The organism is Rouxiella sp. S1S-2 (assembly GCF_009208105.1).
Lineage (GTDB): Bacteria > Pseudomonadota > Gammaproteobacteria > Enterobacterales > Enterobacteriaceae > Rouxiella.
The window spans coordinates 3329964-3355502 of the sequence record NZ_WFKL01000001.1 but is presented as its reverse complement, the minus strand read 5'-3'; the positions used below and the strand labels follow the sequence as shown (position 1 = coordinate 3355502).

General features: G+C 51.5%; 21 protein-coding genes. 10 read left to right on the top strand and 11 right to left on the bottom strand.

What is annotated here, in order from left to right:
* Nucleotides 1-34: 34 nt before the first annotated feature.
* The 3 genes from GA565_RS15445 to GA565_RS15435 form a co-directional block, all read right to left on the bottom strand.
* Entirely contained in the window at nucleotides 35-985 is a 951-nt protein-coding gene (locus GA565_RS15445) for a DUF979 domain-containing protein (RefSeq protein ID WP_152199202.1), read from the bottom strand.
* A complete protein-coding gene (locus tag GA565_RS15440) occupies nucleotides 982-1671 on the bottom strand; it encodes a DUF969 domain-containing protein (RefSeq protein WP_055773685.1) in 690 nt (229 codons plus the stop codon). Before GA565_RS15440 ends, GA565_RS15445 begins: the two co-directional genes overlap by 4 nt.
* A gap of 282 nt (nucleotides 1672-1953) precedes the next feature.
* Nucleotides 1954-2613: an epoxyqueuosine reductase QueH gene (locus tag GA565_RS15435; RefSeq protein WP_152199201.1), complete on the bottom strand. Its 660-nt coding sequence runs from the start codon at nucleotides 2611-2613 to the stop codon at nucleotides 1954-1956.
* A 180-nt stretch (nucleotides 2614-2793) separates the two neighbouring features.
* On the opposite strand from GA565_RS15435, the gene GA565_RS15430 reads away from it, so the two are divergent.
* The 5 genes from GA565_RS15430 (at nucleotide 2794) to dsrB (ending at nucleotide 6668) form a co-directional block, all read left to right on the top strand.
* A complete protein-coding gene (locus GA565_RS15430; protein WP_152199200.1) occupies nucleotides 2794-3804 on the top strand; it encodes an AI-2E family transporter in 1011 nt (336 codons plus the stop codon).
* A gap of 216 nt (nucleotides 3805-4020) precedes the next feature.
* Complete coding sequence (locus GA565_RS15425; RefSeq protein WP_152199199.1) at nucleotides 4021-5079, top strand: NAD(P)-dependent alcohol dehydrogenase; 1059 nt, start codon at nucleotides 4021-4023, stop codon at nucleotides 5077-5079.
* A 156-nt stretch (nucleotides 5080-5235) separates the two neighbouring features.
* Nucleotides 5236-5583, top strand: coding sequence for a hypothetical protein (locus GA565_RS15420; protein ID WP_055773681.1), 348 nt, complete (start codon nucleotides 5236-5238; stop codon nucleotides 5581-5583).
* A 428-nt stretch (nucleotides 5584-6011) separates the two neighbouring features.
* Complete coding sequence (cspE, locus tag GA565_RS15415; RefSeq protein WP_009635141.1) at nucleotides 6012-6224, top strand: transcription antiterminator/RNA stability regulator CspE; 213 nt, start codon at nucleotides 6012-6014, stop codon at nucleotides 6222-6224.
* Between the two features lie 249 nt (nucleotides 6225-6473).
* Nucleotides 6474-6668, top strand: coding sequence for a protein DsrB (gene dsrB, locus GA565_RS15410; protein ID WP_152199198.1), 195 nt, complete (start codon nucleotides 6474-6476; stop codon nucleotides 6666-6668).
* A gap of 94 nt (nucleotides 6669-6762) precedes the next feature.
* On the opposite strand, the gene GA565_RS15405 is transcribed toward dsrB, so the two are convergent.
* Nucleotides 6763-8187: a pyridoxal-dependent decarboxylase gene (locus GA565_RS15405; RefSeq protein ID WP_152199197.1), complete on the bottom strand. Its 1425-nt coding sequence runs from the start codon at nucleotides 8185-8187 to the stop codon at nucleotides 6763-6765.
* Nucleotides 8188-8684: 497 nt separating this feature from the next.
* Between GA565_RS15405 and GA565_RS15400 the strand changes: the two genes are divergently transcribed.
* Nucleotides 8685-10340, top strand: a complete 1656-nt coding sequence (locus GA565_RS15400) for a glucan biosynthesis protein D (protein WP_152199196.1) — start codon at nucleotides 8685-8687, stop codon at nucleotides 10338-10340.
* A gap of 119 nt (nucleotides 10341-10459) precedes the next feature.
* Here GA565_RS15400 and GA565_RS15395 read toward each other — a convergent pair whose 3' ends face one another.
* On the bottom strand, nucleotides 10460-10639 hold the full coding sequence (locus GA565_RS15395; RefSeq protein WP_055773677.1) for a hypothetical protein: 180 nt from the start codon (nucleotides 10637-10639) through the stop codon (nucleotides 10460-10462).
* Between the two features lie 455 nt (nucleotides 10640-11094).
* Between GA565_RS15395 and GA565_RS15390 the strand changes: the two genes are divergently transcribed.
* A complete protein-coding gene (locus GA565_RS15390; RefSeq protein ID WP_152199195.1) occupies nucleotides 11095-12192 on the top strand; it encodes a glycerol dehydrogenase in 1098 nt (365 codons plus the stop codon).
* Nucleotides 12193-12284: 92 nt separating this feature from the next.
* Here the strand turns inward: GA565_RS15390 and GA565_RS15385 are convergent, their stop codons facing one another.
* On the bottom strand, nucleotides 12285-13574 hold the full coding sequence (locus tag GA565_RS15385) for a DUF445 domain-containing protein (protein ID WP_152199194.1): 1290 nt from the start codon (nucleotides 13572-13574) through the stop codon (nucleotides 12285-12287).
* A gap of 155 nt (nucleotides 13575-13729) precedes the next feature.
* Here GA565_RS15385 and GA565_RS15380 point away from each other — a divergent pair, with 155 nt between their 5' ends.
* Both GA565_RS15380 and GA565_RS15375 read left to right on the top strand, forming a co-directional pair.
* Nucleotides 13730-15373 carry a multidrug ABC transporter permease/ATP-binding protein gene (locus GA565_RS15380; protein ID WP_152199193.1) on the top strand — a complete coding sequence of 548 codons (1644 nt, stop codon included), beginning with the start codon at nucleotides 13730-13732 and terminating at the stop codon, nucleotides 15371-15373.
* 195 nt (nucleotides 15374-15568) lie between these two features.
* Nucleotides 15569-18010 carry a DUF3772 domain-containing protein gene (locus tag GA565_RS15375; protein ID WP_152199192.1) on the top strand — a complete coding sequence of 814 codons (2442 nt, stop codon included), beginning with the start codon at nucleotides 15569-15571 and terminating at the stop codon, nucleotides 18008-18010.
* A gap of 52 nt (nucleotides 18011-18062) precedes the next feature.
* Here the strand turns inward: GA565_RS15375 and corA are convergent, their stop codons facing one another.
* The 4 genes from corA to GA565_RS15355 all read right to left on the bottom strand — a co-directional run bounded on the left by corA (nucleotide 18063) and on the right by GA565_RS15355 (nucleotide 23488).
* Entirely contained in the window at nucleotides 18063-19067 is a 1005-nt protein-coding gene (gene corA, locus GA565_RS15370; RefSeq protein ID WP_152199191.1) for a magnesium/cobalt transporter CorA, read from the bottom strand.
* 74 nt (nucleotides 19068-19141) lie between these two features.
* Entirely contained in the window at nucleotides 19142-20704 is a 1563-nt protein-coding gene (locus tag GA565_RS15365; protein ID WP_370518054.1) for an efflux transporter outer membrane subunit, read from the bottom strand.
* On the bottom strand, nucleotides 20688-22256 hold the full coding sequence (locus tag GA565_RS15360; protein WP_152199189.1) for a DHA2 family efflux MFS transporter permease subunit: 1569 nt from the start codon (nucleotides 22254-22256) through the stop codon (nucleotides 20688-20690). The genes GA565_RS15365 and GA565_RS15360 overlap by 17 nt, the downstream gene beginning before the upstream one ends.
* Nucleotides 22253-23488: an HlyD family secretion protein gene (locus GA565_RS15355; RefSeq protein WP_152199188.1), complete on the bottom strand. Its 1236-nt coding sequence runs from the start codon at nucleotides 23486-23488 to the stop codon at nucleotides 22253-22255. The genes GA565_RS15360 and GA565_RS15355 overlap by 4 nt, the downstream gene beginning before the upstream one ends.
* Nucleotides 23489-23735: 247 nt before the next feature.
* Here GA565_RS15355 and GA565_RS15350 point away from each other — a divergent pair, with 247 nt between their 5' ends.
* Nucleotides 23736-24668, top strand: a complete 933-nt coding sequence (locus GA565_RS15350; protein WP_152199187.1) for a cation diffusion facilitator family transporter — start codon at nucleotides 23736-23738, stop codon at nucleotides 24666-24668.
* Between the two features lie 68 nt (nucleotides 24669-24736).
* Here GA565_RS15350 and GA565_RS15345 read toward each other — a convergent pair whose 3' ends face one another.
* Complete coding sequence (locus GA565_RS15345; RefSeq protein WP_152199186.1) at nucleotides 24737-25516, bottom strand: FadR/GntR family transcriptional regulator; 780 nt, start codon at nucleotides 25514-25516, stop codon at nucleotides 24737-24739.
* Nucleotides 25517-25539: the final 23 nt, after the last annotated feature.

Below are 25539 nucleotides of genomic sequence, written 5' to 3'. Positions count from 1 at the left end.
TCAATTAACCGCCTCCATGAGTGTGCAGCTTCAGTTAGAAGCGGAACACGAAGAAATACAAAAACGCCGTGTTGACCAGCAGCAGTAACAGCCCGGTCATCGCCTGGGTTTTGATCACCGCATACTTGTCCTGTAACTCCAGCAGCGCCGCAGGCACGATGTTGAAGTTGGCGGCCATTGGGGTCATCAGCGTGCCGCAGAAGCCTGAAAGCATGCCGATTGCGCCCATAATGGCCGGATTGCCGCCCAACTGATGAACGATCAGCGGTAAGCCGATACCGGCGGTCATCACCGGGAATGCAGCAAAGCCGTTACCCATGATCATAGTAAATAATGCCATGCCAAAGGTGTAGGCGATCACAATTGCCAGCGGTGAGCCCATCGGGATCACATCTTTGACCAGATTGGCGACCACGCCGCCCACGCCCGCCAGTGCAAACAGGCCGCCCAGCGCCGCCAGCATCTGAGGCAAAATGGCCGCCCAGCCAACGGTATCCATCGTCTGTCCCGCGGCTTTAATCGATTTGATTGGCGAGTCGCGCAGCATCAATAATGCGACTAAAAACGCGACCAGCGTGCCGATAACCAGCGAAATCAGGGTCACGTTCTTGGTTTCGACCAGCGGTGTATATTTTAGTGTCAGGGTGCCTACCAGAGTGACCAACGGAATCAGCAGGGCAGGGATAAACAGTTTGTTTCCAAAGCGTTTGGCGTTGGCTTCGCGCTTAAGCTCAACGCCGGGCAGGTTGGCGTCATTTTTACCTTTACCTAGCTGACCGGTTCCTGCAATAACGGCCAGTAAAATGGCCATGCAGCCGGTAACAAAATGCGGTAACTCCGTGCCGACCAGGAAGGTTATGGCATAAATTCCCCAGAACAGCGCATTGATGAAACGTTTTGGATTGGTGTTATCGCGCAGGTTAAAAATAGCAAAGGCGGCAAACAGCAGTCCGGCAATAATATATACGGTATTTAAAGTGATCATTTGCCGAGGCTCCCGTGCTGGCCGTCAAAGCGTTTGGCAAGCGAGCGGTCAAGCAGCCAAAGGCGAATAAAGTGGATAATCAGGGCGGCGATGGCCGTTGGGATCGCCCACACGGAAAGATGCAGCGGTTCCACAAACACGCCATTTTGGTCCAGAAAGCCTTTGATCAGCAGGATCGACTGCACGGCAATAAAAATATCTTCACCAAAGAATACCGCGATGTTATCCACCGCAGCCGAATTGGCGCGAATTTTCTGGCGTACGTCGTTAGGCAAGTCGCCATATTTGGTGGTCGCAGCGGCCTCTGCCATCGGTGCGATCAGCGGGCGAACCATCTGTGCGTGGCCACCCAATGAGGTCAAACCCAGTGCGGCGGTTAACTGACGGATTAGAAAATAGAGCATCAGCACGCGACCCGTGGTCGCCGCATGTATTTTAGAGATCAGATGCTTAGCCTGCTCTCTCAGCCCGCTGCGCTCGAGAATGGCAATTACCGGCAGGGTGAGCCACACCAACCCCATATAGCGGTTGTCGGTAAACGCTTTGCCGAATGCGCTAACGATTTCGACCGTTTGCATACCGCCGGCCAGACCGGTCGAGATACCGGCAATAGTGACGACCAGCAGCGGATTAAACCGCAGCGCGAAGCCAAGGACGACGATGGGAATACCAATAAGAACCCACATTTTTTAACCCCTGTTGTTAAACTTTTTATACAAAAGTAATCGCGTGATGTAGAGTGAAAACAGTCTTATAAGATTGATTTATAGGTATATGTTTTTTATTAAAATATTTAATTAAAAATGCATTTAAAACAGCAAGACCGGAAAGTAACAAGCAGCGGCTCGTTAAGCAAGTTTCATTGTCGGAGGCATCATAGGATTTTGCGATAATGTGGAGGCGGGCAGAAAAAGCAGGGCATAACCCGACGCAAGGCCGGATTATTGAGTGGCGGGACGCACGGCGTATTATTCGTCTTCATCGTCCCCATAAAACTTCACGCCCAGCTTAATCAGCTCGCGGCCCTGAGATTTACGATGCAGGTTAGTGTCGCGTAGTGAGTACACGCAGCCGCAGTACTCCTGTTGATAAAAGTGTTCGCGTTTGCTGATTTCAACCATGCGTGCCGCACCGCCTTTTTTACGCCAGTTATAGTCCCAGTAAACCATTCCCGGATAAGGCGCGGCCGAACGGTGACCGCAGCCGTTGATCTGTTTCATGTCTTTCCAGCGCGAGATGCCAAGCGAACTGGAGATAGCGGTGTAGCCGTGCTCAAACGCGTAAAGTGCGGTTCGCTCGAAGCGCATGTCAAAACACATGGTGCAGCGAATGCCACGCTCTGGCTCTTTTTCCATGCCGCGTGCGCGTTCAAACCAGTTATCAGTATCGTAATCTGCATCGATAAAAGGAATGTTATGCTGTTCGGCAAAGCGAATGTTCTCCTCTTTGCGCAACAGGTACTCCTTTTGCGGGTGAATATTGGGATTATAGAAAAATATCGCGTACTCGATCCCTGAAGCCTGAATAGCCTCCATCACCTCGCCGGAGCAGGGCGCACAGCAGGAGTGCAGCAGCAGTTTGTTATGCCCGTGCGGCAGAGAAAGAGTGTCACGAATTAAATCGGTCATGTTTTAGCCTGTCAGTTCACATTGCTTTGTTTACTTTTAATAAATAGATGATAGAGAACTGAATTCTCCTGTCAAAAGTTTGATGAACCTGGCTTATGATTCTAGGCGAAGAAAGTTCAGTGCTATGATGTTTAAAAGGGCGGGGCGTGACCCGTGATTACGTTAAGTAAGGATGCAGAAATGCAAATAATGAGACCACATCATATCCGTTGGCTGAGTTTATTTATCATCCTGGGCGGGCTATTCGTGATCCTTCCGCTGCATCTATTGGGATGTTTTATTTCGGGCTTTATCGTTTATGAATTGGTTAATGCGCTGACCCCACATTTTCAAAAAATCATTCGCGGTGAACGTGCGCGTTGGCTGGTGGTGGCGCTGATTAGCACCGTCGTGGTGAGCGCGCTTATTCTGGCGGTGATGGGCATAGTGACCTTCCTGCTGCACGATGTTCGCAATCCGGCGGCCTTTAATGACAAGGTGAGTCACCTGCTTAGCGATGCGCAAAGTCGGCTTTCACCGGTGATGCTGCACTATTTGCCGGCTAACCTTGAGGAGCTGCAGCGCGAGTTTATTCAATGGATGCGCGAGCACGTTGTAATGCTGCAAACAGCGGGAAAAAATGCGGCGCACACCTTCGTGACCATGCTGGTGGGGATGATTCTGGGGGCGATTATCTCGCTGCAAAGGGGCGTTGGAGAAGAACAGCATGCGCCGTTGAAAAATGACCTGATGCAGCGGATGCGTTTGCTGAGTCAGTCGTTTCGCAATGTTGTTTTTGCACAATTTCAGATTTCACTGATCAATACCGTTTTGTCGGGCGTGTTCCTGTTCGGCATTTTGCCGATGTTCGGCATTCATTTACCGCTGTCGAAAACGCTGGTGGTGTTTACCTTCGTCTGCGGACTGCTGCCGGTGGTGGGGAATTTAATCTCCAATGCGGTTATCTGTATTGTGGGTTTGTCGATTTCGCTTTGGGTAGGAGCCATAGTACTGGGCTATTTGATTATTATTCATAAGGTTGAGTACTTCCTGAACGCCAGGATCGTCGGTACGCGCATCAATGCAAAATCCTGGGAAGTGCTGCTGGCGATGCTGATATTTGAATCAGCCTTCGGCTTGCCGGGTGTCGTTGCGGCACCTATCTACTATGCTTATCTCAAGAGTGAGCTGAAAACTGCACGACTGATTTAATCCCTCTTACTCCAGCGTCCCTGCAAGACGTATCAAATATTGGTTAAGCCTGTACGCTGTGCAGCGCTTAACCAAAAATCTTGAAAAAAACAGATTTAGGCAAGTACTGGCGAGGATCGTTATAACGATGTTCCTTTTAAAGTCTTCATAATCCATACCGGCGGCGACCCTCTGGTCGTCGCCTGAATTCTTTCGTTATCCCTCAGGAGAAAACAGATGACTCTTAACGTCCGAGGTTTTGCCGCACAGTCCCCAGAGACCGAGCTGGCACCCCACAACTTTATCCGCCGCGACCCACGCGATACCGATGTTGTTATCGACATCAAATACTGCGGCGTTTGTCACTCCGACATCCATCAGGCGCGTAACGAATGGCACCAGAGCGTTTATCCGCTGGTTCCAGGTCATGAAATCATTGGTCACGTGACGCACGTTGGCTCAAAAGTGACTCAGTTTAAAGTCGGCGATTCCGTCGGCGTTGGCTGCATGGTTGACTCTTGTCAGCACTGTGAAAATTGCGAAGCAGACCTCGAGCAGTACTGTCTCGAAGGCGCGACCATGACCTACAACACGCCTGACCGTCATGACAACATGATGACCTACGGCGGCTATTCTGAGCAGATCGTTGTTTCCGAGAAATTTGTTCTGCGCGTGCCAGAAGCTCTCGACTTTAAGGCGGCTGCACCTCTGCTGTGTGCGGGTATCACCACTTACTCTCCATTGAAACATTGGGGCGTGAAAGCGGGCCATAAAGTCGCGATCGTCGGTCTGGGCGGTTTGGGCCACATGGGTCTGAAGTTTGCTCACGCGATGGGCGCAGACGTGACACTGTTCACCCGTTCTGCCGGCAAAGAGCAAGAAGCTCGCCGCCTGGGTGCCAACCACGTTGTGCTGTCTACCGATGAAAAACAGATGGCAGAAGTGAAAGGCCACTTTGACTTTATTCTCGACACCGTGCCTCATCAGCACGACCTTAACCCGTACCTCGACACGCTAAAACGTGACGGCGTACATATTCTGGTGGGTCTGATTGAGCCGGTAGAGCCTGCGGTTCACGCCGGTAAACTGATCATGGGCCGTAAAAGCCTGGTTGGTTCACTGATCGGCGGTATTGCTGAAACTCAAGAAATGCTGGACTTCTGTGCCGAGCACGACATCGGCTGTGACGTTGAGATGATCAAAATGGATGAGATCAACGAAGCCTACACCCGCATGTTGAACAGCGACGTGAAATATCGCTTCGTTATCGACATGGACTCACTGAAAAACGCGTGATAAACCGCGCTTTTTAGTTATTTAGACGTTTCTGGCGCCTGTTCACTGCCGTGGACAGGCGCTTCTTGTTTAAATTTCACCTTTCCTTTCCCTGCCGACTTCTCCCGCTGTTGCCGCAGTGGTATTCTTCTGCTTTCGCCGAGCGAAGGAAAATCAGTGGCTAAGAATTTTGATGAATTAATCAGAGATATAGATCTGATTATTGAACACGTAGACAACCTGAAGAACCTGCCACCGCGCAACAAGCCGAGCCCGCAGAGTGCGCCTGCCGAAAAGCTGGCCTACGACTCGTTCTCTGAAATTTTTGCGCTGAAAGCAGTGATGCGGGCTTTTATCTCGTCTGTTGATACCATCGTTAAAGTACAGATCGCTCATAAAGTCGAGCAGGACATCGGCCATCTTGAGAACCGGGTGCGTTCGATTGGCGGAGACAGTGCAAAAGCTGAGGATTTGGCGCAAATCACGGCCTACGTGCGCCACGCCGTGTCAGAAATGATGGAGTAACCTCCTTACAATCTACACAAACCATTGACGCTGAATGTTTTTCCCGACATCAATTTCGGATAAAAGCCTTCAGCGTTTTTTTATTTCCATTTTCTTAAACCGTTTTTAACAGCAACTTATTTAAAAACAGCAGCATAAACGATGATTAAACCATCGTTATGCTCGTAAATAAGACAGTTTAGGGTGATTACTCACAGTAACTGTTAAAAAGAGTTGCTATTGATCGGCAGTCATGAGTAAATAGCTCTCGGCCTGTGGTACAGACCTATTTATGCACGACATCCTGAGTAAAGTTGTTCCAATTTAATGAGTTATCTTTGATAACACTGATCTGACGAATTTCCTTCTTAGTGCCTCCATAAGTAACGACTGAAATCCGGCTATAACATGCCCATGGCGGCAAAATTTATATTTAAAAGGTAATTCGCATGTCAAATTTGATGAAAGGTCAAGTTAAGTGGTTCAACGAGTCTAAAGGCTTTGGCTTCATCACTCCTGCAGACGGCAGCAAAGATGTATTCGTACATTTCTCTGCAATCCAGGATCAAGGTTTCAAGACCCTGGCTGAAGGCCAGAACGTACAGTTCTCTATCGAGAACGGTGCTAAAGGTCCGTCAGCGGCTAACGTTACCGCTATCTAATCTCGCTTATTCGCTGTTTTACAGCGCATAAAGTAGATTACAAAAACCCGCTGATGCGGGTTTTTTATTGTCTTTTTTTGGCCTCAAGAATAATTTCCTTTTCCGACGCCAACCTCTTAATCTCTGTATCTCCTCATCTTTTTCTTGCGCTTTGTCATTTCCCTCGCGCAATGTACTAGAATAAACTGACGATGAAGACATCCATACTTCACGCCATCGCGGCTCAAATCAATTTCACGAGGCACTCTAATGAAGGTTAACGATCTGGTGACGGTAAAAACTGACGGTGGTCCGCGTCGCGAGGGTAAAGTTCTGGCAGTTGAAACATTTTATGAAGGGGTGATGTATCTGGTCTCGCTGGAGGAGTATCCGGCAGGCATTTGGTTCTTTAACGAAACACAAAGTAAAGACGGGACTTTCGTTGAGCCGCGTGACGCGCATTAATCTCCGTATTGCTGGTGTAGAATGTCCCACCTGCGTCCAGTTTTCTTTGCAGGTGGGAGAGTTCTCCCGTTCGGGGCACGAGAATATTAGCCCGTTACACCTCTTTTCTGCATTCAATCATCGATTGTAGCGCCAAATCAATATCAACTTCTTCCGTCATCCAGTTGACCAGCGCCGCGCGAATACCGGGTTTACCGGCTAACGTAGTCGCCGTGCAGCGAACCACGCCCCCTTTGTCTAAGAGTTTAAGAAACTGATTACGTCTGGCGACTTCAACCGGCGTGCCATCGGCGGAATCAAGGGCAAAACAGACCACATTCAGTAAAACCGGTGTCAAAAGCCTAAATCCCGAGGTGTGTTCTAATTTACTTGCCAGTTTTTTTGCCAATTCAACGTTTCTATCGATAATCTCGGCGATGCCGTCACGGCCATAGGCCTTTAGTGCCATCCAGACCGGTAAAGCGCGAAAACGACGCGAGTTCTCCGGCGTAAGATGCAGGTAGTTGTCTGGCCTGACGCTCGGTGGCTCGAGATAGGCAGAGTGATTTTGAAATACCTGAACCTGCAAGGCGAGATGCTGCCCGGCGGTAAACTGCACCGCGCTGTCGTAGGGTACGTTCAACCATTTGTGAGCATCAACGGTGATAGAGTCGGCCTGTTGCCAGCCTTCAAGCAGTGGCGCATAGCGCGTAGATGCTGCAGCTACGCCGCCAAACGCCGCATCAACGTGCAGCCAAAAGCCAAAACGTTCACGCAGTGACAGCAGGGCGGGCAGGTTGTCGAAGGCCACGGTATTAACCGTTCCGGCACTGGCCAGCACCAGGGTTGGCAGGCCATCATTTTCGATGAGCGCCTGTTCCAGGGCTATCGGGTCAATGGCTTCACTGTTGGGCAGCGTCGCCACGTTGACCAGCGCATCGCGGCCAATTCCGAGCATGCTTAACGCCTTTACGCTGCTAGAGTGCGCCGCCGCAGAAATCACCCTAATAGGGCCGAGTGCGTGCAGGCCCTGTTGGGCAACATCTACGCCGCGTTGTTGTCCCAGCCATTGCCGCGCAATCGCCATGCTAACAAAGTTAGCCATGGTGGCGCCGCTGACAAAAGAGCCGCACTGGCTCTCCGGCAGCCCCAGCAGCTGTTTTAACTGGCTAATGGTTGCCAGTTCGATAGCCGATGCTACAGAGTCAAAATGCAACTGGGTATTCTGGTCAATCGCGCTCACTAGCCAATCTGCGGCCAGCGCCGCCGGCGTCGCCCCCCCGGTGACAAACGCGAAGTAGCGAGGGCCCGCGCTGGCAGAGAAACCTTGAGCATAATCTTGCCAGAATTGTGCTATTGCCTGCTGCGCTCCCACGCCGGTTTCCGGCAGCCGATCGTCACCGAGCTTTAAGTGTTGATGTTCTTCGGGGGCACAAACGGGGCGTTCAGGGAGAGCGCTAAGGTGTGCTAGCGCAGTATCACAGGCCTGTTTCAGAATCTCGGGTAGGTGGTCCAAGTCGTGTTGCAAAAGAGAATGCATAAATAACGTCCTGTTGAAGTCGCAATAACGGAGGAAAAGCGGTAATAAAATCTACGCTAGCTTATTTATTCGACGCTGAATAACGACTTATTTTCATGTTGAAGCAGATAAATTACGGACGTAAAGGCTCATTGGTTGCCATCCTCAGAAAGGATACCGGGCGTTTTTTGTTTATGACGTGTAACAGAATGGTCTTAAAAATCATTGTATAAGCGGGCCGTAATGCCAGGGATGAACGGCTTTACAGGTAATGCATATTTTATGCTCAGCCCGCGTGTACTCTAGCCTTAACACGCCGGAACTGCATTATGTTGCAAGCACTTTATTAGCCGAATGAATTCAATTTATGGTACTCGTGATGTGAATTTTAAGTTAGCCTTGAGGTCGTAATTTTTAACCTCGATGGCACCGCTGTTTAACGATGTTTGAGTTTGCTCGCATCCCAGAAAGTGCTGTCGGGATCATACATTTGCTAAGCCAAAGGAAACCTTTCCGGCATGGAACGAAGAGCATTTATTAAAGCTTCAATGGCGTTTGCTGCCTATTGTGGTGTGCCTGCAATGGCCTCACTGTTCACCGGTTCTGCCGAAGCGGCGCAGGGGAATGTAGCCGACGGCGGCGCTACCGCCTTTGATTTCTCCGTTTTGCAGAAAATGGCCGCTTCTTTAGCGAAACAACCCTATGGCGGCGCACCTGAGGCACTGCCGGATACGCTGGCGAACCTTACCCCACAGGCCTACAACAGCATTCAGTACGATCACGCCCATTCACTGTGGCACGATATTCCAAACCGCCAGCTGGACGTTGAGTTATTCCACGTCGGCATGGGCTTCAAACGCAGAGTGAAGATGTTTGCACTCGACGGTGACAAGAATCAGGCGCGTGAAATCCACTTCCGCCCAGAGTTGTTTAACTATCACGATGCGGGTGTTGATACCAAGCAGCTTGAAGGCAAATCGAATCTTGGATTTGCCGGTTTTAAAGTGAACAAGGCACCTGAGCTGACACAGCGCGACGTGGTCTCCTTCCTGGGTGCCAGCTATTTCCGTGCCGTTGACGACACCTATCAGTACGGTTTGTCTGCGCGCGGCGTGGCGATAGACACCTTCACCGACCAGCCGGAAGAGTTCCCGGATTTTGTCTCTTTCTGGTTTGAAACCCCTAAAGCTGACTCCACCACTTTCGTGGTTTATGCGCTGCTTGATGGCCCAAGCGTCACCGGAGCCTATCGCTTCACTATTCACTGCGAGCCAACGCGCGTAGTCATGGAAATCGACAAGCATTTGCATGCCCGTAAAGACGTCAAGCAGCTGGGCATTTCACCGATGACCAGCATGTTCAGCTGTGGCACCAACGAGCGTATGCGCTGTGACACTATTCATCCGCAGATCCACGACTCCGATCGTTTGGCAATGTGGCGTGGGAACGGCGAATGGGTTTGTCGTCCGCTGAACAATCCGCAGAAACTTCAGTTCAACGCCTATGAAGATGAGAATCCAAAAGGTTTTGGTTTGCTGCAGCTGGATCACGATTTCAATGATTATCAGGACGTGATCGGCTGGTACAACAAGCGACCTAGTCTGTGGGTAGAGCCAAAAGGCAACTGGGGTAAAGGATCGATTAATCTGATGGAGATCCCGACCACCGGCGAAACCCTCGATAACGTAGTGTGCTTCTGGCAGCCTGAAAAGCCGATTAAAGCGGGAGATTCAGTAGACTTTAGCTATCGCCTTTACTGGAGCGGCGAGCCGCCTGTGCGTAGCCCAATGGCCAAAGTATTGGCAACCCGCACCGGCATGGGCGGATTCCCAGAAGGCTGGGCGCCAGGTGAGCACTATCCCGCGGTGTGGGCACGTCGTTTTGGCGTGGACTTCATTGGTGGGGAGCTCAAAGCCTACGCTGATAAAGGTATCGAACCAGTGATAACGGTGTCATCAGGCAAGATAGGCAGCATTGAGATTCTTTACGTTCAGCCGTTTGACGGATATCGCATTCTTTTCGACTGGACGCCAACCAGCGACTCGGTTGAGCCGGTTGAGCTTCGTATGTTCCTGCGTTCGCACGACCATGCTCTGAGTGAAACCTGGTTGTATCAGTATTTCCCACCGGCAGCGGACAAGCGTAAGTACGTAGACGATCGCCAGATGTCTTAAACTGGAAAGTTTTTGATTTCAGAAGATAAGTAGTGGCAGGTGCAAGTGAATGCCGTATATTTTACGGCGTTCGCTTTATTTCTTGCTTGCTCGTGACATTGACTTCGGTATTTAACGAATTAAAAAGCCTTAACCAATAAACCGCTTTTAACGTCGTGACCGTGCTTAAGCAGATTATCAAAAGACCCTTCCGTTTTTTTCAGCTGTTCCAAAAACTCCTCAGGCGATAAATCGTGCGCTTTGCTGCTCATATAGGCCAATGCTAATTCTTTTGCCTGATAACGTTGAAAGTTGTACATAAAATTCCTATTAATCATCATTAATAATAAAATAGATAGCTTACAACGTGCTGGCTTTAGCAACTGACTATCTCTCTCGATGGCGTTATTTTCGCGGATCGACTTCGCAAGGTAAAACCGTTTTTATAGATAGATTTGATAGTTGAAATTAAGCAAAAGCTAAGTGGTTTTTAAGAAATACGGTCAAATCAATAATAACCCGACTGAATATTATTATTAAGTTAACTAAGTGTTATAAAGTTGTTTCGTTGAAGGTGTAAAGATTAAATATTGAATAAAATTATTTTAACTTATTGATTCAATGTCACATTTTAGTTATTTAGTCACGATTATTTCACCCATCGGTAATGAGTTTTGGTGTGTTGGAGACTAAGCTGAACGCCATGCATTCAGTAAGGACTATTTCCCAATCATAAAAACCAATCATAAAAACTTCCAATACAGAGGTGTGAATTATGAGTAAATTTATCTTTTCTTCCCCACGTAAATACGTTCAAGGTCGTGGCGTAATTGACGAACTCGGCGAATACCTCCCCGCGCTAGGCGGAAAATCTTTTCTGATAGCGGATGAAATGGTGTGGGGTATTGTCGGTGAGCGAGTCAAGCGCTCGTTGGATAAAGCCAATGTTGAATTCAGCTATGAACTGTTTAACGGTGAAGCTTCAAGCAACGAGATAACCCGACTGGTAAACCTGGCGCGTAAGCAGGGTACCCACGTCGTGGTTGGACTCGGCGGCGGTAAAACGCTGGATACCGTTAAGGCCATCGCCGACGAATTAAAGCAGTGTGTCGCGATTGTCCCTACCGCCGCGTCAACCGATGCACCCTGTAGCGCACTCTCGGTTATCTATACCGATGAGGGCGTGTTTGATACCTACCGCTTTTACGATAAAAATCCTGATCTGGTGCTGGTGGATACTCAAGTCTGTGCTCAAGCACCGGTGAGGCTTTTTGCCTCGGGTATTGCCGACGGTTTGGCAACCTACGTTGAGGCCCAGGCGGTGCTGCGCTCCCACGGCTCTTCAATGGTCGGCGGGTCGCCGACTATCGCCGGTATGGCCATTGCCGAGGCCTGTGAGAAAACGCTGCTCACCCACGGCTTTAGCGCCTACGCCGCTGTTGAACAAAAGCTGGTTACGCCAGCTGTTGATGCAGTGGTTGAGGCCAACACGCTGCTCTCCGGTTTGGGATTTGAAAATGCCGGTCTTGCCGGTGCTCATGCTATTCACAACGGTTTTACCGCCATTAAAGGTGACGTGCATCATCTTACGCACGGCGAAAAGGTTGCCTATGGCACACTGACTCAGATGGTGCTAGAACAGCGTCCCGATGACGAGATAGCAAAATACGTGCGTTTCTACCGTTCTATCAATATGCCAACAACCTTGAAAGAGATGCATCTCGACCAGGAGAGCTATGAAAATCTGGTTAAGGTGGGGGCATTAGCGGGAGGTGAAGGGGATACGCTGGGCAATCTTAACCCGAATCTTACACCGGAGGACGTCGCCAATGCCATTCTTGCGGTAGATGCCTTCAGTAAAACGGTGAAATAACAACACGTGGAGTTCTCAAGCCGCCTCAAAGAAAACTCATGTTTTTATCAGGCGACTTGGGAATATACTTTTTATTATCAGTCAGTAACGTGTTAGCGAACGTATTGCCATACCATTGGAACAACCTGAGGAAGTTGTGAAATAAGGTAAAGTATCAGCCCGATCCCCGCACCGACCAGCGTGCCGTTGATACGAATAAACTGCAGGTCTTTACCAATATTTAGCTCAATCTGTCGCGACATGTCTTTCTCGTCCCAACTTTTAACTGTATCGCTAATGTGGCGGGTCAGGAACTGGGCGAAATCAGGTGCCATTTTCTCGGCCAGTATTTCCATTTGTGTATTCATCGACTCACGCAGACCAGGGTCACGGCTCAGCATATTTCCGAGCCACAGGCCTGATTCAGTAACCCGCGCATGCAACATGGAGTCAGGGCGGTCAAGATCGTCCTTAATCCACTGACGCAGATCGCCCCAAAGTCCGATAACATATTGATTAAGCTTTGGATCGTTTTTCAGGTAACGTTTAATTTCTTCCGCTTTAGCCGCCATTGTCGGATCGTTTTGCAGACGAGTAATAAATTTTTCCACAACCCGGTCAAAGCTTTGGCGCAGGGCGTGGCCGCGATCGTTGCCGATATCATCAAGCAGCGAATTGACTGCATTTGACACCATCGAGGCACCGTTTTCACCCAGCCACTCCGTTGGCAACATTTTTGACTTGATCGGGTGCTCACGTTTCACCCAGCGCACTATCTGCATGGCAATAAACTCCCGGCTCGCCGGTTGCTCAAGCAGGGCAATAAGTTTTTGCATCGCCTGGTCCAGCAGTGCCTGATGTCGACCGTCTTTGGTCAGGCTTTCGAGCAGTGTGGCGACCGATTTCGACAGGTCAACCTTATCAATTGCCGCATAGAGCGCGTCTTTTACCAACTGCTGAATGCGCCGGTCGTCGGTAATATCGAGAAAGTTGCGCATGATGCTGACCAGATATCCGCCAAATTGTCGGGCGTTATCCTCGGATGTCAGCCAGTTGCCGATGGCCTTCGCCGGATCATGCTGGCGAATCAACCGTACCAGTGACCCTGGGTCAAGAAACTTTTCCTGCACGAAAATCGCCAAATTATCGGCAATCTTGTGTTTGTTTTTGGGAATGATCGCGGTATGTGAGGCAATAAAGGGGATGGGCACTCTTTTAAACAGCGCCACAACCGCAAACCAATCGGCGAGTGCGCCCACCATAGCCGCTTCGCTGATGGCTTTTAACCCGGAAACCCAAAAGTTTGGCGGCAAAAAAAGGGTGATCGCGAACAGCCCTGCGGCAGTTAACAGCAGCAGCAGCGCGTTACGTTTACTTCTTCTGAGTTCATTTTCTTTGTCCATTACAGAAGTTTAGGACGATGTGACACCGTATGTCAGCTTTTTTACGCACGCTTTCAGACTTTAAGAGTATGAGAGAAAATGAGAATTAGTCTTGATCTCATTGGCCGGGCCTTTACACTGCGTCCAGTCAAAAAATTAATAGAGATTAACGATAGATGGAGCTTTTGCGCGTCGTTTTTAAACAATATCGCTGGCCGTTCCTCGGCGTGATTGCGTTAAGCCTGGCCAGTGCGGCGTTGGGGATTGGACTCATCGCCTTCATTAATATCAAGCTTATTGTAACTTCACACGCCTCTATGGCCGTGCTGCCGCAGTTTTTGGCGCTTTTACTGCTGCTGATGCTGATTACACTCGGCTCCCAGCTGGCGCTTACCGTCCTCGGGCACCATTTCGTCTATAAGCTGCGCGGTCAGTTTATCAAACGCATTATGGATACTGATATTGAACGCATCGAACAGATTGGCAATGCGCAGCTGCTCGCCAGCCTGAGCAGCGATATTCGTAATATCACGCTGGCGTTTGTGCGCCTTCCCGAGCTGCTTCAGGGCATGATTCTCACCCTTGGTTGTGCCGCGTATTTGGGCTGGCTATCGCCTAAAATGCTGGCGGTAACCGCCGTCTGGCTGGTGGTAACGATTTGGGTTAGCTTTAAACTGGTGGCGAAAGTTTACAGTCACCTCGGCCACGTGCGTGAGGCGGAGGACCGTTTGCAAAAAGACTATGAAACGGTGATTCAGGGTCGCAAAGAGCTGGCGCTTAATCGTCAGCGCGCGCAGCAGATTTATCAGGACGATTATCAGCAGGATGCGGCTACCTATCGCAAGCATATTATTGGCGCAGACACTTTCCACCTGAGTGCGGTTAACTGGTCGAATATCATGATGCTCGGCGCCATCGGCATGGTGTTTTACATGGCAAACTCGCTGGGATGGTCAAACAATGCCGTTGCTGCAACTTTTTCACTGACGCTGCTGTTTTTACGCACGCCGCTGTTGCAGGCGGTGGGGGCCTTACCGACTCTGCTCTCTGCACAAGTGGCTTTTAGTAAGCTAAAAACGCTGCGCTTGGCCGAATACCACCCAACGTTTGCCCAAGCGCAGCCAAACAGGCAGTGGCAGCGACTCGAACTGCGTGATTTAACGTTTGCTTATCAGGGACAGGGGTTTGCCTTAGGCCCGCTCAATCTCACTATCAAGCGCGGTGAAAGGGTGTTTTTGATTGGCGGTAACGGCAGTGGAAAATCAACGCTGGCCATGCTGCTGACCGGGCTGTATACCCCGCAGTCTGGCCAGATTCTGCTCGATGAGGAGGTGATAGAGGCAAAAAATATTGAAGACTATCGCCAACTTTTCTCAGCGGTGTTTACCGATTTCCACCTGTTTGGTCAAATGATGGGGCCAAACGGCCAAAAGCCCGATCCCAAAATTGTAGAAAACTGGCTGAACCACTTAAAAATGACCGCTAAGCTAGAAATCGATAACAATAAAATTGCCAATCTGCAGCTTTCTCAGGGACAGCGAAAGCGCGTTGCTCTGCTGCTGGCGGCGGCGGAAGGGCGAGACTTTCTGCTGCTTGACGAATGGGCTGCAGATCAAGATCCGCAGTTTCGCAGCGTATTTTACCGCGATCTGTTGCCGCAGCTCACGGCAATGGGCAAAACTGTATTAGCTATCAGCCATGACGATCGCTACTTCCTGCACGCCGACCGATTGCTCGAAATGCGTCAGGGACAACTTCGAGAGCTCATTGGCAGCGAACGCGACGAGGCGTCGCGTGATGCCGTGGCGGCTATAAACTAGCTTTCTATCGATGCGGGGGCCTCGGTTCCCGTACTTTCTGCTGTCGCCATTCTCTTTTTCTTCGTTTTATATTTTTAAGAGTTGGCTTACATAGCATACCTCTGCTGAACAGTTTAAAATTACCCAAACCATTAGTTCTCTTTCCTGAAAATTTGAATTCGTTTTCGACACATAAAACTTTGGGTAATTCACCTCATGCAAAAGCTTTTCCGGGCACCGATCCTCGTCGCCCTGTTATTGGCGTTAACGTTTTCCCCACTGCTGGCCAACGCGGCGTCTGACGATGCCAATGACCCACAGCAATCTAGCGCCGATACACCGGCGGCCAAGCCCATTGATGCGCCTGCCGCGCTGTCTGCTTTGCAGAAACGACTGGATAATATTAAACAGCAGGTTTCCAGTGCTAAAAACGACAAATCGCTAAGCGGACTCAACGACGACGCGCTCAAGCTGGCCGGTGACGCCGACACATTAGGCACCGCTTTGCAGCCTTTGCGTCAGCAGGTGCAGGCCAAAGTGGATGTATTGGGACCTGCGCCGGCGGCCGGGGCGCTGCCTGAAACGCCGCAGGTCATTAAGCAGCGTAAAGATCTTAATGCCAGTAAAACGGCGTTGGATAACCAGATTGCGCAGGCCGGGGCGATTAAAACCGGCGCCAATAACCTCTCTGCACAGATTGCCGGGCTGCGTCGTGATGCACTCAAAACGCAGTTGGCGCTGAACACCGGCAGTATATTAGGCGGCAATTTCTGGTCGGCGCTAACGTCGCCATCGGACGATGACTCAGAGCGCTTTGGTGAATATCGCCAGCAGATGAAAGATGCCTGGCATCTCGCGTTTCAGCCTGAGTGGCGCATCGGCAGCGGGCTGCTGTTAATTGCGGCGCTTCTGATTGGCATATTTGGCGGTCGCGTGCTTGATATTCCGCTAGCCTGGCTTACACCACGCTGGTTGCCGGTGGGCCGTCTGCGCCGCAGTTTCTTTGCCTTTGCCACCGCAATGATTACCATCATGACCCTCGGCGGCGCGGCGCAACTGTTCTCACTGGCCTTTACCCGCATGCCTGACGTGAGCGACTGGGTCCAGGAAACCGGTGATCTGATCGTCAAGCTTTCTATTTTCTCTGCGCTAATTGTGGGGTTGGGGCGGGCACTGCTTTCTATTTCCCACCCGTCATGGCGTCTGCCGGGCATTGCTGACCCAGTGGCCAAAACTCTCGACAGTTTCCCCAAAATGCTGTCGGCCTTTATTCTGATTTTTGGTCTGATAGAAGGCATAAATAATTTGGTGGGAACCAGCGTCGCGGTAACACTGTTTGGTAACGGCATATCGGCTCTGCTGGTGGCGGTAAGCGCCGCATTTGCACCGATGCGCGTCAATCGCCTGCGCCGAAAACTGCTGGCGAACGGCGAGCAGCCTGAGGCACGCTCCACGCTGGCCGGCCTGCTGCATTTGGGCACCAGTGTTATTGCGTTTGCCATTTTTGTCGCGCTGCTGATCGGCTATATTCCGCTGGCGCGGTTCCTGACCTACGAACTTCTGTGGGTCGGCACGGTTATCGCGTGCCTGTATATTTTGATGCACATGGCTATCGACCTCAGCGAAAGCTTGTTTTCGCCGTCGACAGCCAGCGGCAGGTTGCTTAAACACTCTTTGAGTCTCGACGACCGTCACCTTTCGTTGGCGGCTACGCTGCTGTCGGCGGTGGCGAAAACTTTGCTCTTGCTGATTGCCGTAACGCTGTTGCTTGGCGGTAACTTTGGCACCACGACGCCGCTGGAATTGTTCAGCAAAGTGGTGGATGTCTGGGGCGGCAAGGGACTTGAACACCTTAATATTATTCCCGCCCACGCGGTCAATGCGATCATCTTCCTGATTGTTGGCTGGTACGTGTTGCGCTCAGCAAAACGCTGGCTCGATAATGATTTTCTGCCGAAAACCAAGATGGATCGCGGCATGCGTGCCTCTTTGGTTACGCTATTTTCTAACATCGGGCTGGTGCTGGTTATTCTGGTCACCCTGTCGGTGCTGGGGATCGAGTGGAACAGGCTGGCGTGGATTGTCAGTGCGCTGTCAGTAGGTATCGGTTTTGGCTTACAGGAAATCGTTAAAAACTTTATCTCCGGCCTGATTTTGCTCACCGAGCGTCCGGTTAAAGTGGGTGATTTAGTGAGTATCGGCGGGGTAGAAGGGGATATTCGCCGTATCAACGTGCGTGCTACCGAGCTACAACTCAGCGACCGCTCAACGGTAATTGTGCCCAATTCGCAGTTTATTTCTCAAAACGTGCGTAATGCCACGATGGGTAATGCGCAGGGTGTAGCGACGATTGCCTTGACCTTCCCCCTGGATATTGACCCGGAAGCCGTGCGAAATATGCTGATTGAAGCTTATGAGGCGCACGAGTCAATTCAGGACACGCCAGCGCCGTCGGTCACCTTCAGCCAGCTCGGTCCTGATGGCATCGTGCTGAGTGTGACCGGCTACGTTAACAGTCCGCGGGTGGTGAGCAGAACCAAGAGTGATCTGCTATATGAAATCCTCAAGAAGCTGCGTGAGGCGGGTGTATCGCTGGGGCGTACGCAGACGATGATTTTGGCTAATCCAGATAAGCTGATTGCGCCAACTGAGGAGTAAGCGGGTAAAAGGGCAGGGTTGGCATTCAACCCTGCTACTGTTCCAAACCTATTTACAACCATCCAGACTTTTTCAATTTCACATATAACGCCACGCAACCCACTATCGTCACCCCCAAGGTTACCGGATAACCCCAGCTGTCATTAAGCTCAGGCATGTCTTTGAAGTTCATGCCATAAAGGCTGAAAATCACCGTCGGAATAGCGAGGATCGCGCCCCAGCCCGCTAAGCGCTGCACTACTTCGTTTTGATGCACTGAAACCAGCGCCAGATTAACGTGCATCGCATTGGCCAGCATCTCGCGCATGTCGTCAGTGGTGGTTACCACCTGTCGAGTATGGTCCTGCACGTCGCGCAAATAGGCGCGCAGCGATTTTGGCACCAGCGTTTCGTGATGCTGAATCAGCTGATTACAAATATCGCCCATCGGCAGGGCGGCGTTGTGCAGAGAGAGCAATTCACGACGCAGGCGGTAAACTTCATGCACCGCATTCTGGTCGAAATCCGATTGGAACATCCTCGACTCAATCTGCTGAAACTGCTGGGTATACTCGTGCAAAATGGTCAGATAGTTATCAACAATCACGTCCAGTACCGCGTAAAGCGCATAGCCGGGGCCTTTCGCCAACAGGTCAGGGCACTCCTCGGCGTGTTTTCGCACCTGCGCATAGCTGGAGGACGCGCCGTGTCGCACGGTAATTAAAAAATTCTTACCCACAAACAGGTGTGTTTCGCCGTATTTAATCACATCACCCACCAGCTGCGCCGTTTTAGCCACGATAAACAACGACTCGCCGTACTGCTCGATTTTAGGCCGCTGATGGGCGGTAAGTGCGTCCTCAATCGCCAAATCGTGCAGGCTAAACTCTTCCTGAATTTGCCGCATGTAGTCATTGTCTGGCTGCACCAGACCTAGCCAGACAAAGGTGTCAGGTTCTTTGATGACTTCGCTAATGTCTTCGACCGTCACCTGCTGCATCACTTTTCCATTGCGATAGGCAACGCTAGAAATCACGGAGTCGGGCTGCGGTTTTTTTTCATCGGGGGTGATGTTCATCGGAATAACCCGTAGGTGAGAAGGTCAATGGAGGAGAAAAGGCCGGAGGATTTCCGGCCTTCCTGACAGCATGATTACGGTTTAACCGTTTCCGCCGGTCCAAATACGCTGTAGCTCGGCAGTTTGTAGTTCTGATACGGCTCCCAGCCTCCGCCGAGCGATTTATACAAGGTGACCAGATCGGTACTGGTCTGCACCTTGGCTTCGGCACTCTGTTGGCGCGCCTGGGCCAACTGGCGCTGCGCATCAAGCACGTTAATAAACGAAGACAACCCTTTTTTATAGCCGTCGGTGGCCAGTTCAAAGCTGGTTTGCAGCGCATTGGCCGACTCTTCGAGACCGTTGACTCGGTCCTGATCGGTGCGATAGTTCACCAGCGCATTATCGACATCTTGCAGCGCGGTGAGCACCGTCTGGCGGTAGCTGAGCACGGCGTTGGCCTGCTGTGCACGCGAGAGTCTTACGCTGGAGACCAGACGTCCACCCTGGAAAATGGGGATAGAAACCTGTGGACCGAACGAATAGAAATGACTGCTCCAGTCGGTGAGATAACCCGAGTCGCTGTTGCGCATCCCAAATTGCCCGGTGAGTGAAATACTCGGGAACAGTTGAGCGACCGAAACACCGATGTTGGCGGTGGCAGCGTGAAGGTCTGCCTCGGCCTTGCGCACGTCAGGACGACGGCGTGCCAGCTCCGACGGTACGCCCACGGCCACAACGGCCGGAATGGTCGGCAGCGGTTTAAACTGCGTCAGCTCGCCGTCCAGTGCGCCTGGGATCTGTCCCAGTAACACGGCTAGCCCGTTCATTGCCTGACGCTGCTGGGACTCATACTGCGGCAGCTGGGCGCGTAAAGATCCGAGCTGGGCGCGTGAGTTTTCAACGTCGAGCTGCGGTGCCAGTCCGTGTTGGGCCTGACTCTGTGTCAGTTCCAGCGTTTGTTGAGCGACGTCTATTTGGGTCTGAATAGCTGCCAACACCGTTTGTGCGCCGCGCAGTTGCAGATACGTTCGCGCCACTTCGGCCTGCAGAGAAACCAGCGCATCGTTGCGGCTCTCGACGGAAGACTGCGTCTGCGCATCGGCCATCTCTACCGAACGACGGGTGCCGCCGAACAGGTCAAGCTCCCAGCTGGCATCAAAGCTGCCCTGATAAATATTGATAGGGTCGGTGGCAGTATCGATAGCGCTCGCCGCTTCGGGGCTCAGGGCGTCAATTTTACCCTGTGCACCGGTTGACTCCAACTCGCCTCGCAGACCCAGCTGCTGGCGCGTGGCCTTGGCGCTGGCGTTGACGGAAGGCATCCAGGCCCCTTTGGCCTGGGTCACCTGTTCACGCGCACCGGCGATGCGCAGCACCGCCTGCTGAAGCGAAATATTGCCGGCAATCGCACGGTCAATCAGGCTATCAAGCTGCGGGTCTTTAAATGATTTCCACCACAGTGGGCTCGGCTGAGACGACAGGGCGATAGAGTCGGCCGGATTTTTCTTCGGATGATTCACATCATTGTAGGCACTGGGCGTTTTCGCCTGCGGCGCCTGATAATCTGGCCCCACCGAGCAGCCAACCAGCGCCAGTGCCAGAGCAGAAAGGGTAAAGCGTGATACATAGGCCGACATATTAATGGGCTCCGGCATTGCCTTCGCTCTTAACTGGCGAAAGCAGGAAACAAAATGGGATCAAAATACAGGCAACAATCGCGCAGTAGCTGAACACATCGATATAGGCGAGGATCCGCGATTGGGAAACCATCTCTTGATACATTCGACTGGTTGCCAGCGCGGTGGGGTCGCCCGCAAGGCTGGTAAAGTCGCGGATCGCCGCCGCGCCTTTCTGCACCGCCAAATTAAATTGCTCATTCAAAGGCGTCATGTTGTGCACCATGTGCGCACTGTTGGCCTGCGAACGTTCGGTTACCCCCGCCGTGGACAGCGAAATACCAATCGATCCCGCGACGTTGCGGAACATGGTAAACAGTGCCGCGCCGTCGGCGTTCATGCGCTGCGGCAGTGTCACAAACGCAATAGTGGTCAGCGGCACAAACAGGAAGCCCAGCCCTAACGACTGCGCGCTGCGGAACATCACCAGCGTTTCAAAATCGATATTGGGTACCAGTGTCATTGAATAGATAAACGACAGCATCATCACAGTGAAACCAAAGGCAATCAGGTAACGCGTTTGCACCATGGGCATCAGTTTAAGCACCAGCGGAATACTGAATACGATGAGCAACGCGCCCGGCGACATCACCAGACCGGAAAGGGTAGCGGTATAGCCTAACTGCTGCTGAGCCAACTGCGGGATAACCACCGAGCTGCCGTAAAGGATCATAGCCATGCCGCCCATCAACAGGCACGAGACGGCAAAGTTGCGGTCTTTCAGGCAGCGTAAGTCGACGACCGGCTTTTTGGCATACAGCAGCCAGTAAACGGCCCCCACAATGCCCACAATCGCCAACACCGCAAAGGTCACGATAAAGCCGGATTGGAACCAGTCTTCATCTTCGCCGCGGTCCATCATTACCTGCAGACAGCCAAGCCCCAGCGTTATCAGGCCAATACCGATGTAGTCGATACTGAGCTTGTCCTTAGATTTTTTCTCCCACGGCGGGTCTTCAAGCAGCTGATAAATGGCAATCAGCGCAATAACCCCAATAGGAATGTTGATCAAAAATACCCAACGCCAGCTGTAGCTGTCGGTGATTAAACCGCCGAGAGTAGGGCCAAGGATAGGCGCGACGATAATCGCAATTGAAGAAAGGCCAAACGCTTTGCCGCGATCTTCTTTTTTAAAATAGTCGAGCAATACTGACTGTTGCACCGGTTGCAAACCCCCGCCAAAGAACCCTTGCAGCAGGCGGAATAGGATCATCTGCCACAGTTCGGTGGCAATCCCGCACAGGAAGGAGCAGACGGTAAACATCAGGATACAAATCATGAAATAATTTTTGCGGCCAAACGTTCGGCTGAGGAACGCCGAAACCGGCAGCACGATGCCGTTGGCCACCAGATAAGACGTCAGTACCCAGGTGGATTCATCGTAGCTTGAGGAGAGTGACCCCGCGATGTGCGGCAGCGCCACGTTGACGATGGTGGTATCCAGAATTTCCATAAATACCGCGATGGTGACCACAATGGCCACCGCCCACGGATTACTTTTGGGAACCCAACTGCTATGTTCGGCACTCATTCAACGGTTACCGTAGGGTCAACAGACAGCCCCAATGGCAACGGTTTTTTAGGGTCGAGTCCGCTTTCGATAACAATTTTAACCGGAACGCGTTGAACGATTTTCACATAGTTGCCGGTGGCATTTTCAGCCGGGAAGGCCGAGAAGCGAGAGCCGGTACCCTGCTGAATACTGTCTACGTGACCGTGCAGTGTAATGTTTGGGTAGGCGTCAATTTTTACATCAACCTTGTCTCCCGGCTTCATACGTTCAAGCTGTGACTCTTTAAAATTGGCGGTTATCCAGATATCTGGAGAAACCAGTGAGAACAGTGAAGAACCTGCCTGCACCAGCGTACCCAACTGCACATTACGCATCGTCACGAAGCCGTCAAACGGCGCGCGAACGTCGGCATAGGAAAGGTTAAGGTTAGCCGTTTCCAACTGGGCCTTGGCCTGTTCAACCTGCTGCTGACGCGCCTCTACGTTAGTTTCGGCGTTACGGATCTGCAGTTGAACCTGCGCGGCAACGTCAACCTGTGCCTTGGCATTGGCCAGGTCGGCATTGGCAGAACGCAGTTGAGCGCTGGCGGTATCAATGTTTTGCTGTGAGGTTGCGCGTGGGTCAACGCCGCGCTGACGGCGATAATCCGCGGTTGCATTGAGCAAGTTGGCCTCGGCACGCGCTTCCTGCGCCTTGGCCTGAGCCAGCTGCGCCGGATACTGTACTTTAGCCAAATCAAACTGTACCTGGGCCTGATGAAGCTGTGACACCGCCAAACCTAACTGTGCATTGGCCTGATCGCGCTGCGCGGTGGCGTCACGTGGGTCAATCTGCACCACCAACTGACCTTTTTTGACAAATTCGTTGTCTTTAACCGCCAGATTTACCACATAACCGGCAATTTTAGGCGCAACAGTGACGGTGTTGCCTTCAGTAAAGGCGTCATCAGTGGTTTCAAGGTTACGGTTTAAAAACCAGAAAATAGCCGCGGCTATCACCACAACCAGCACCACAATGCCTAAAATAATGAGTGGTTTCTTACCCGGACCCTTGCGGTTCTCAGCGTCTTTTTTATCACCATTATCCTTTTGACTGTCCGTGCTATCGTCAGGGCTGGTATGGCCTTCTCCCGCTTTAACGTGCGTTGATTTGATTTCTGACTGGGTACTTTCTGGTGCATCAGTGCCGCGTGATTCCATCTCTTTTTTGTTATCTGTCATGTTGTTATGATCGCTGGTTGTGTTGCTCATCGAAGAGTCGGCACGTGGAGTGCCATGACGAGGATTTAAAAGAAGCTCGTTTTACCCTAGAAGATATTGTTGTAAAAGCAAGTAAATTTAAGTCAGTACCTTTACCTTATGGCTGTTCGGTCGGCCTTTGTACAGTAACGGTCGATAATTCTTTATAGCGGATACGAAAAGTGGCAAAGTACACGCCTCTGCAGCACAGTAATTTCATTTCATCCTATTTAGACCGTGCACCTTTCAGGACAACTGTATGACAGATTCAACGACTTCCCCTGCAAGTCATGATGGACCTTATAAAGGCCTTACTCGATTTGCATCGATGGTGTCCCTGATAGTGGCGTTAATTCTCGTCAGCGTAAAAGTTTGGGCATGGGCGGCTACCGGCTCCATGTCATTACTCACTTCGGCAGCCGATGGGCTGGTTGACGTGCTCGCTTCGCTGGTCACGCTGATAGGTGTGCGCTACGCCGGACGTCCGGCCGATAAAGGCCATCGCTACGGACATGGCAAAGCCGAGGCCGTGGCGGCGTTTGTACAGGCGCTGTTGCTCGGCGCGGCGGGTCTGGTACTTGGCGGAGAATCACTGGGTCGCCTGCTTAATCCTCAGCCATTGGCGGCGTTGGGGCTTGGCATTTGGGTTATTATTGGCAGCTCGATTGCAGCAGCCGGTCTGGTACTGATGCAGAGCTACGTGGTTAAGCGTACCGGCTCAACCGCCATTGCCGCTGACCGCGCGCACTATGTCACCGACGTAGCGGTAAACGTTGCTGTGCTACTTGCGCTGGTGCTGGAACATTATCTTGGCTGGACTCGCTCTGACTCGGTGGGCGCGCTGCTGATCTCCTTATATATGATTTGGAACGCCAAAGGCATGGCGGCCGATGCTTTAAAACAGCTGCTGGATCGTGAACTTGATGTTGAAGATCGTAAGCGGGTCAGGGCGGCGGTAATGAGCTGTGAAGGGGTTAAAGGTGTGCACGATATTCGCACCCGCAACGGCGGCGACCGCGTATTCGTTGAGTTTCATCTTGAAGTGGACGGTAAGCTTTCAGTCGACGTCGGTCATGACATTGGTGATGCGGCAGAGGCCGCCGTAAGGCTGCTGTTTGGCGCGGCGGACGTGACTGCGCACCTTGAACCAGCGGGTATCGACGACGACCGGTTGGACAATCTGTTTAAGTAATCCCCTCAAATCAACGGCCTGCTGAATAAACAGGCCGTTTGTTTCGCCATTAATGACATAAAAAACGGTTAATCACTTAAAAAGCGCTCATCCAGCGTGGCCTGAAGTGCCACCATCGCCTTCTCCGCGTGAGCCATATGCTCGGTCATTATCTGTTCCACCTTTTGCGCGTCTTTGCGGCGCATAGCCTCAATCAGGCAGTACTGATATTCAATGCCGGCGCCGCGCTGAACCGGCTCGGGGCGCTGATAAATGTCCTTGCATACCGCCAAATCCTTTAACAAACGCTGCAGGAAATGGCAGATAAACGCCAGCAGCACGTTATCGGAATAGCTGGCAACCACGCCGTGGAAATCAAGTTCGGCCATGCGCTGATCCCAGCGTTCCTGCTCGTCCGCAGGCTCATGGTCGTAAACGCCAATCAGTTCGTGAAGCTTGTCGAAACCGGCTTGATCCATATTGTTGATGGCGCTGACCGCCACAATAGGTTCCAGCGCTTTTCGCAGGGCATAAATGTCACTGATTGAAATTTGGCGGGTAAACAGATAATTCGACAGCAGGCTCATTGCGCGGGTTTCACTCATCGACTCGATAAAAGCGCCCCCGCCAGGACCGGTGCGAGTGCGGATAAGCCCCTGAACCTCAAGTGATTTTAGCGCCTCACGCACGGTGCCTTTACCGGCTGCAAAACGCGTGGTCAGGTCTTTCTCCTGCGGCAGTCGATCGCCAGGGACCAGATTGTCGCTGATAATGGTCCTTTTTATCTCATCGACAATCTCGTCCGTGCGCTTTCGTCGAGCCGGATCTGCAACGGGAGAGCCTTCTTTGGATATAGGATAATTGCTCATAAATTCCTTACCGTAATCAAAGT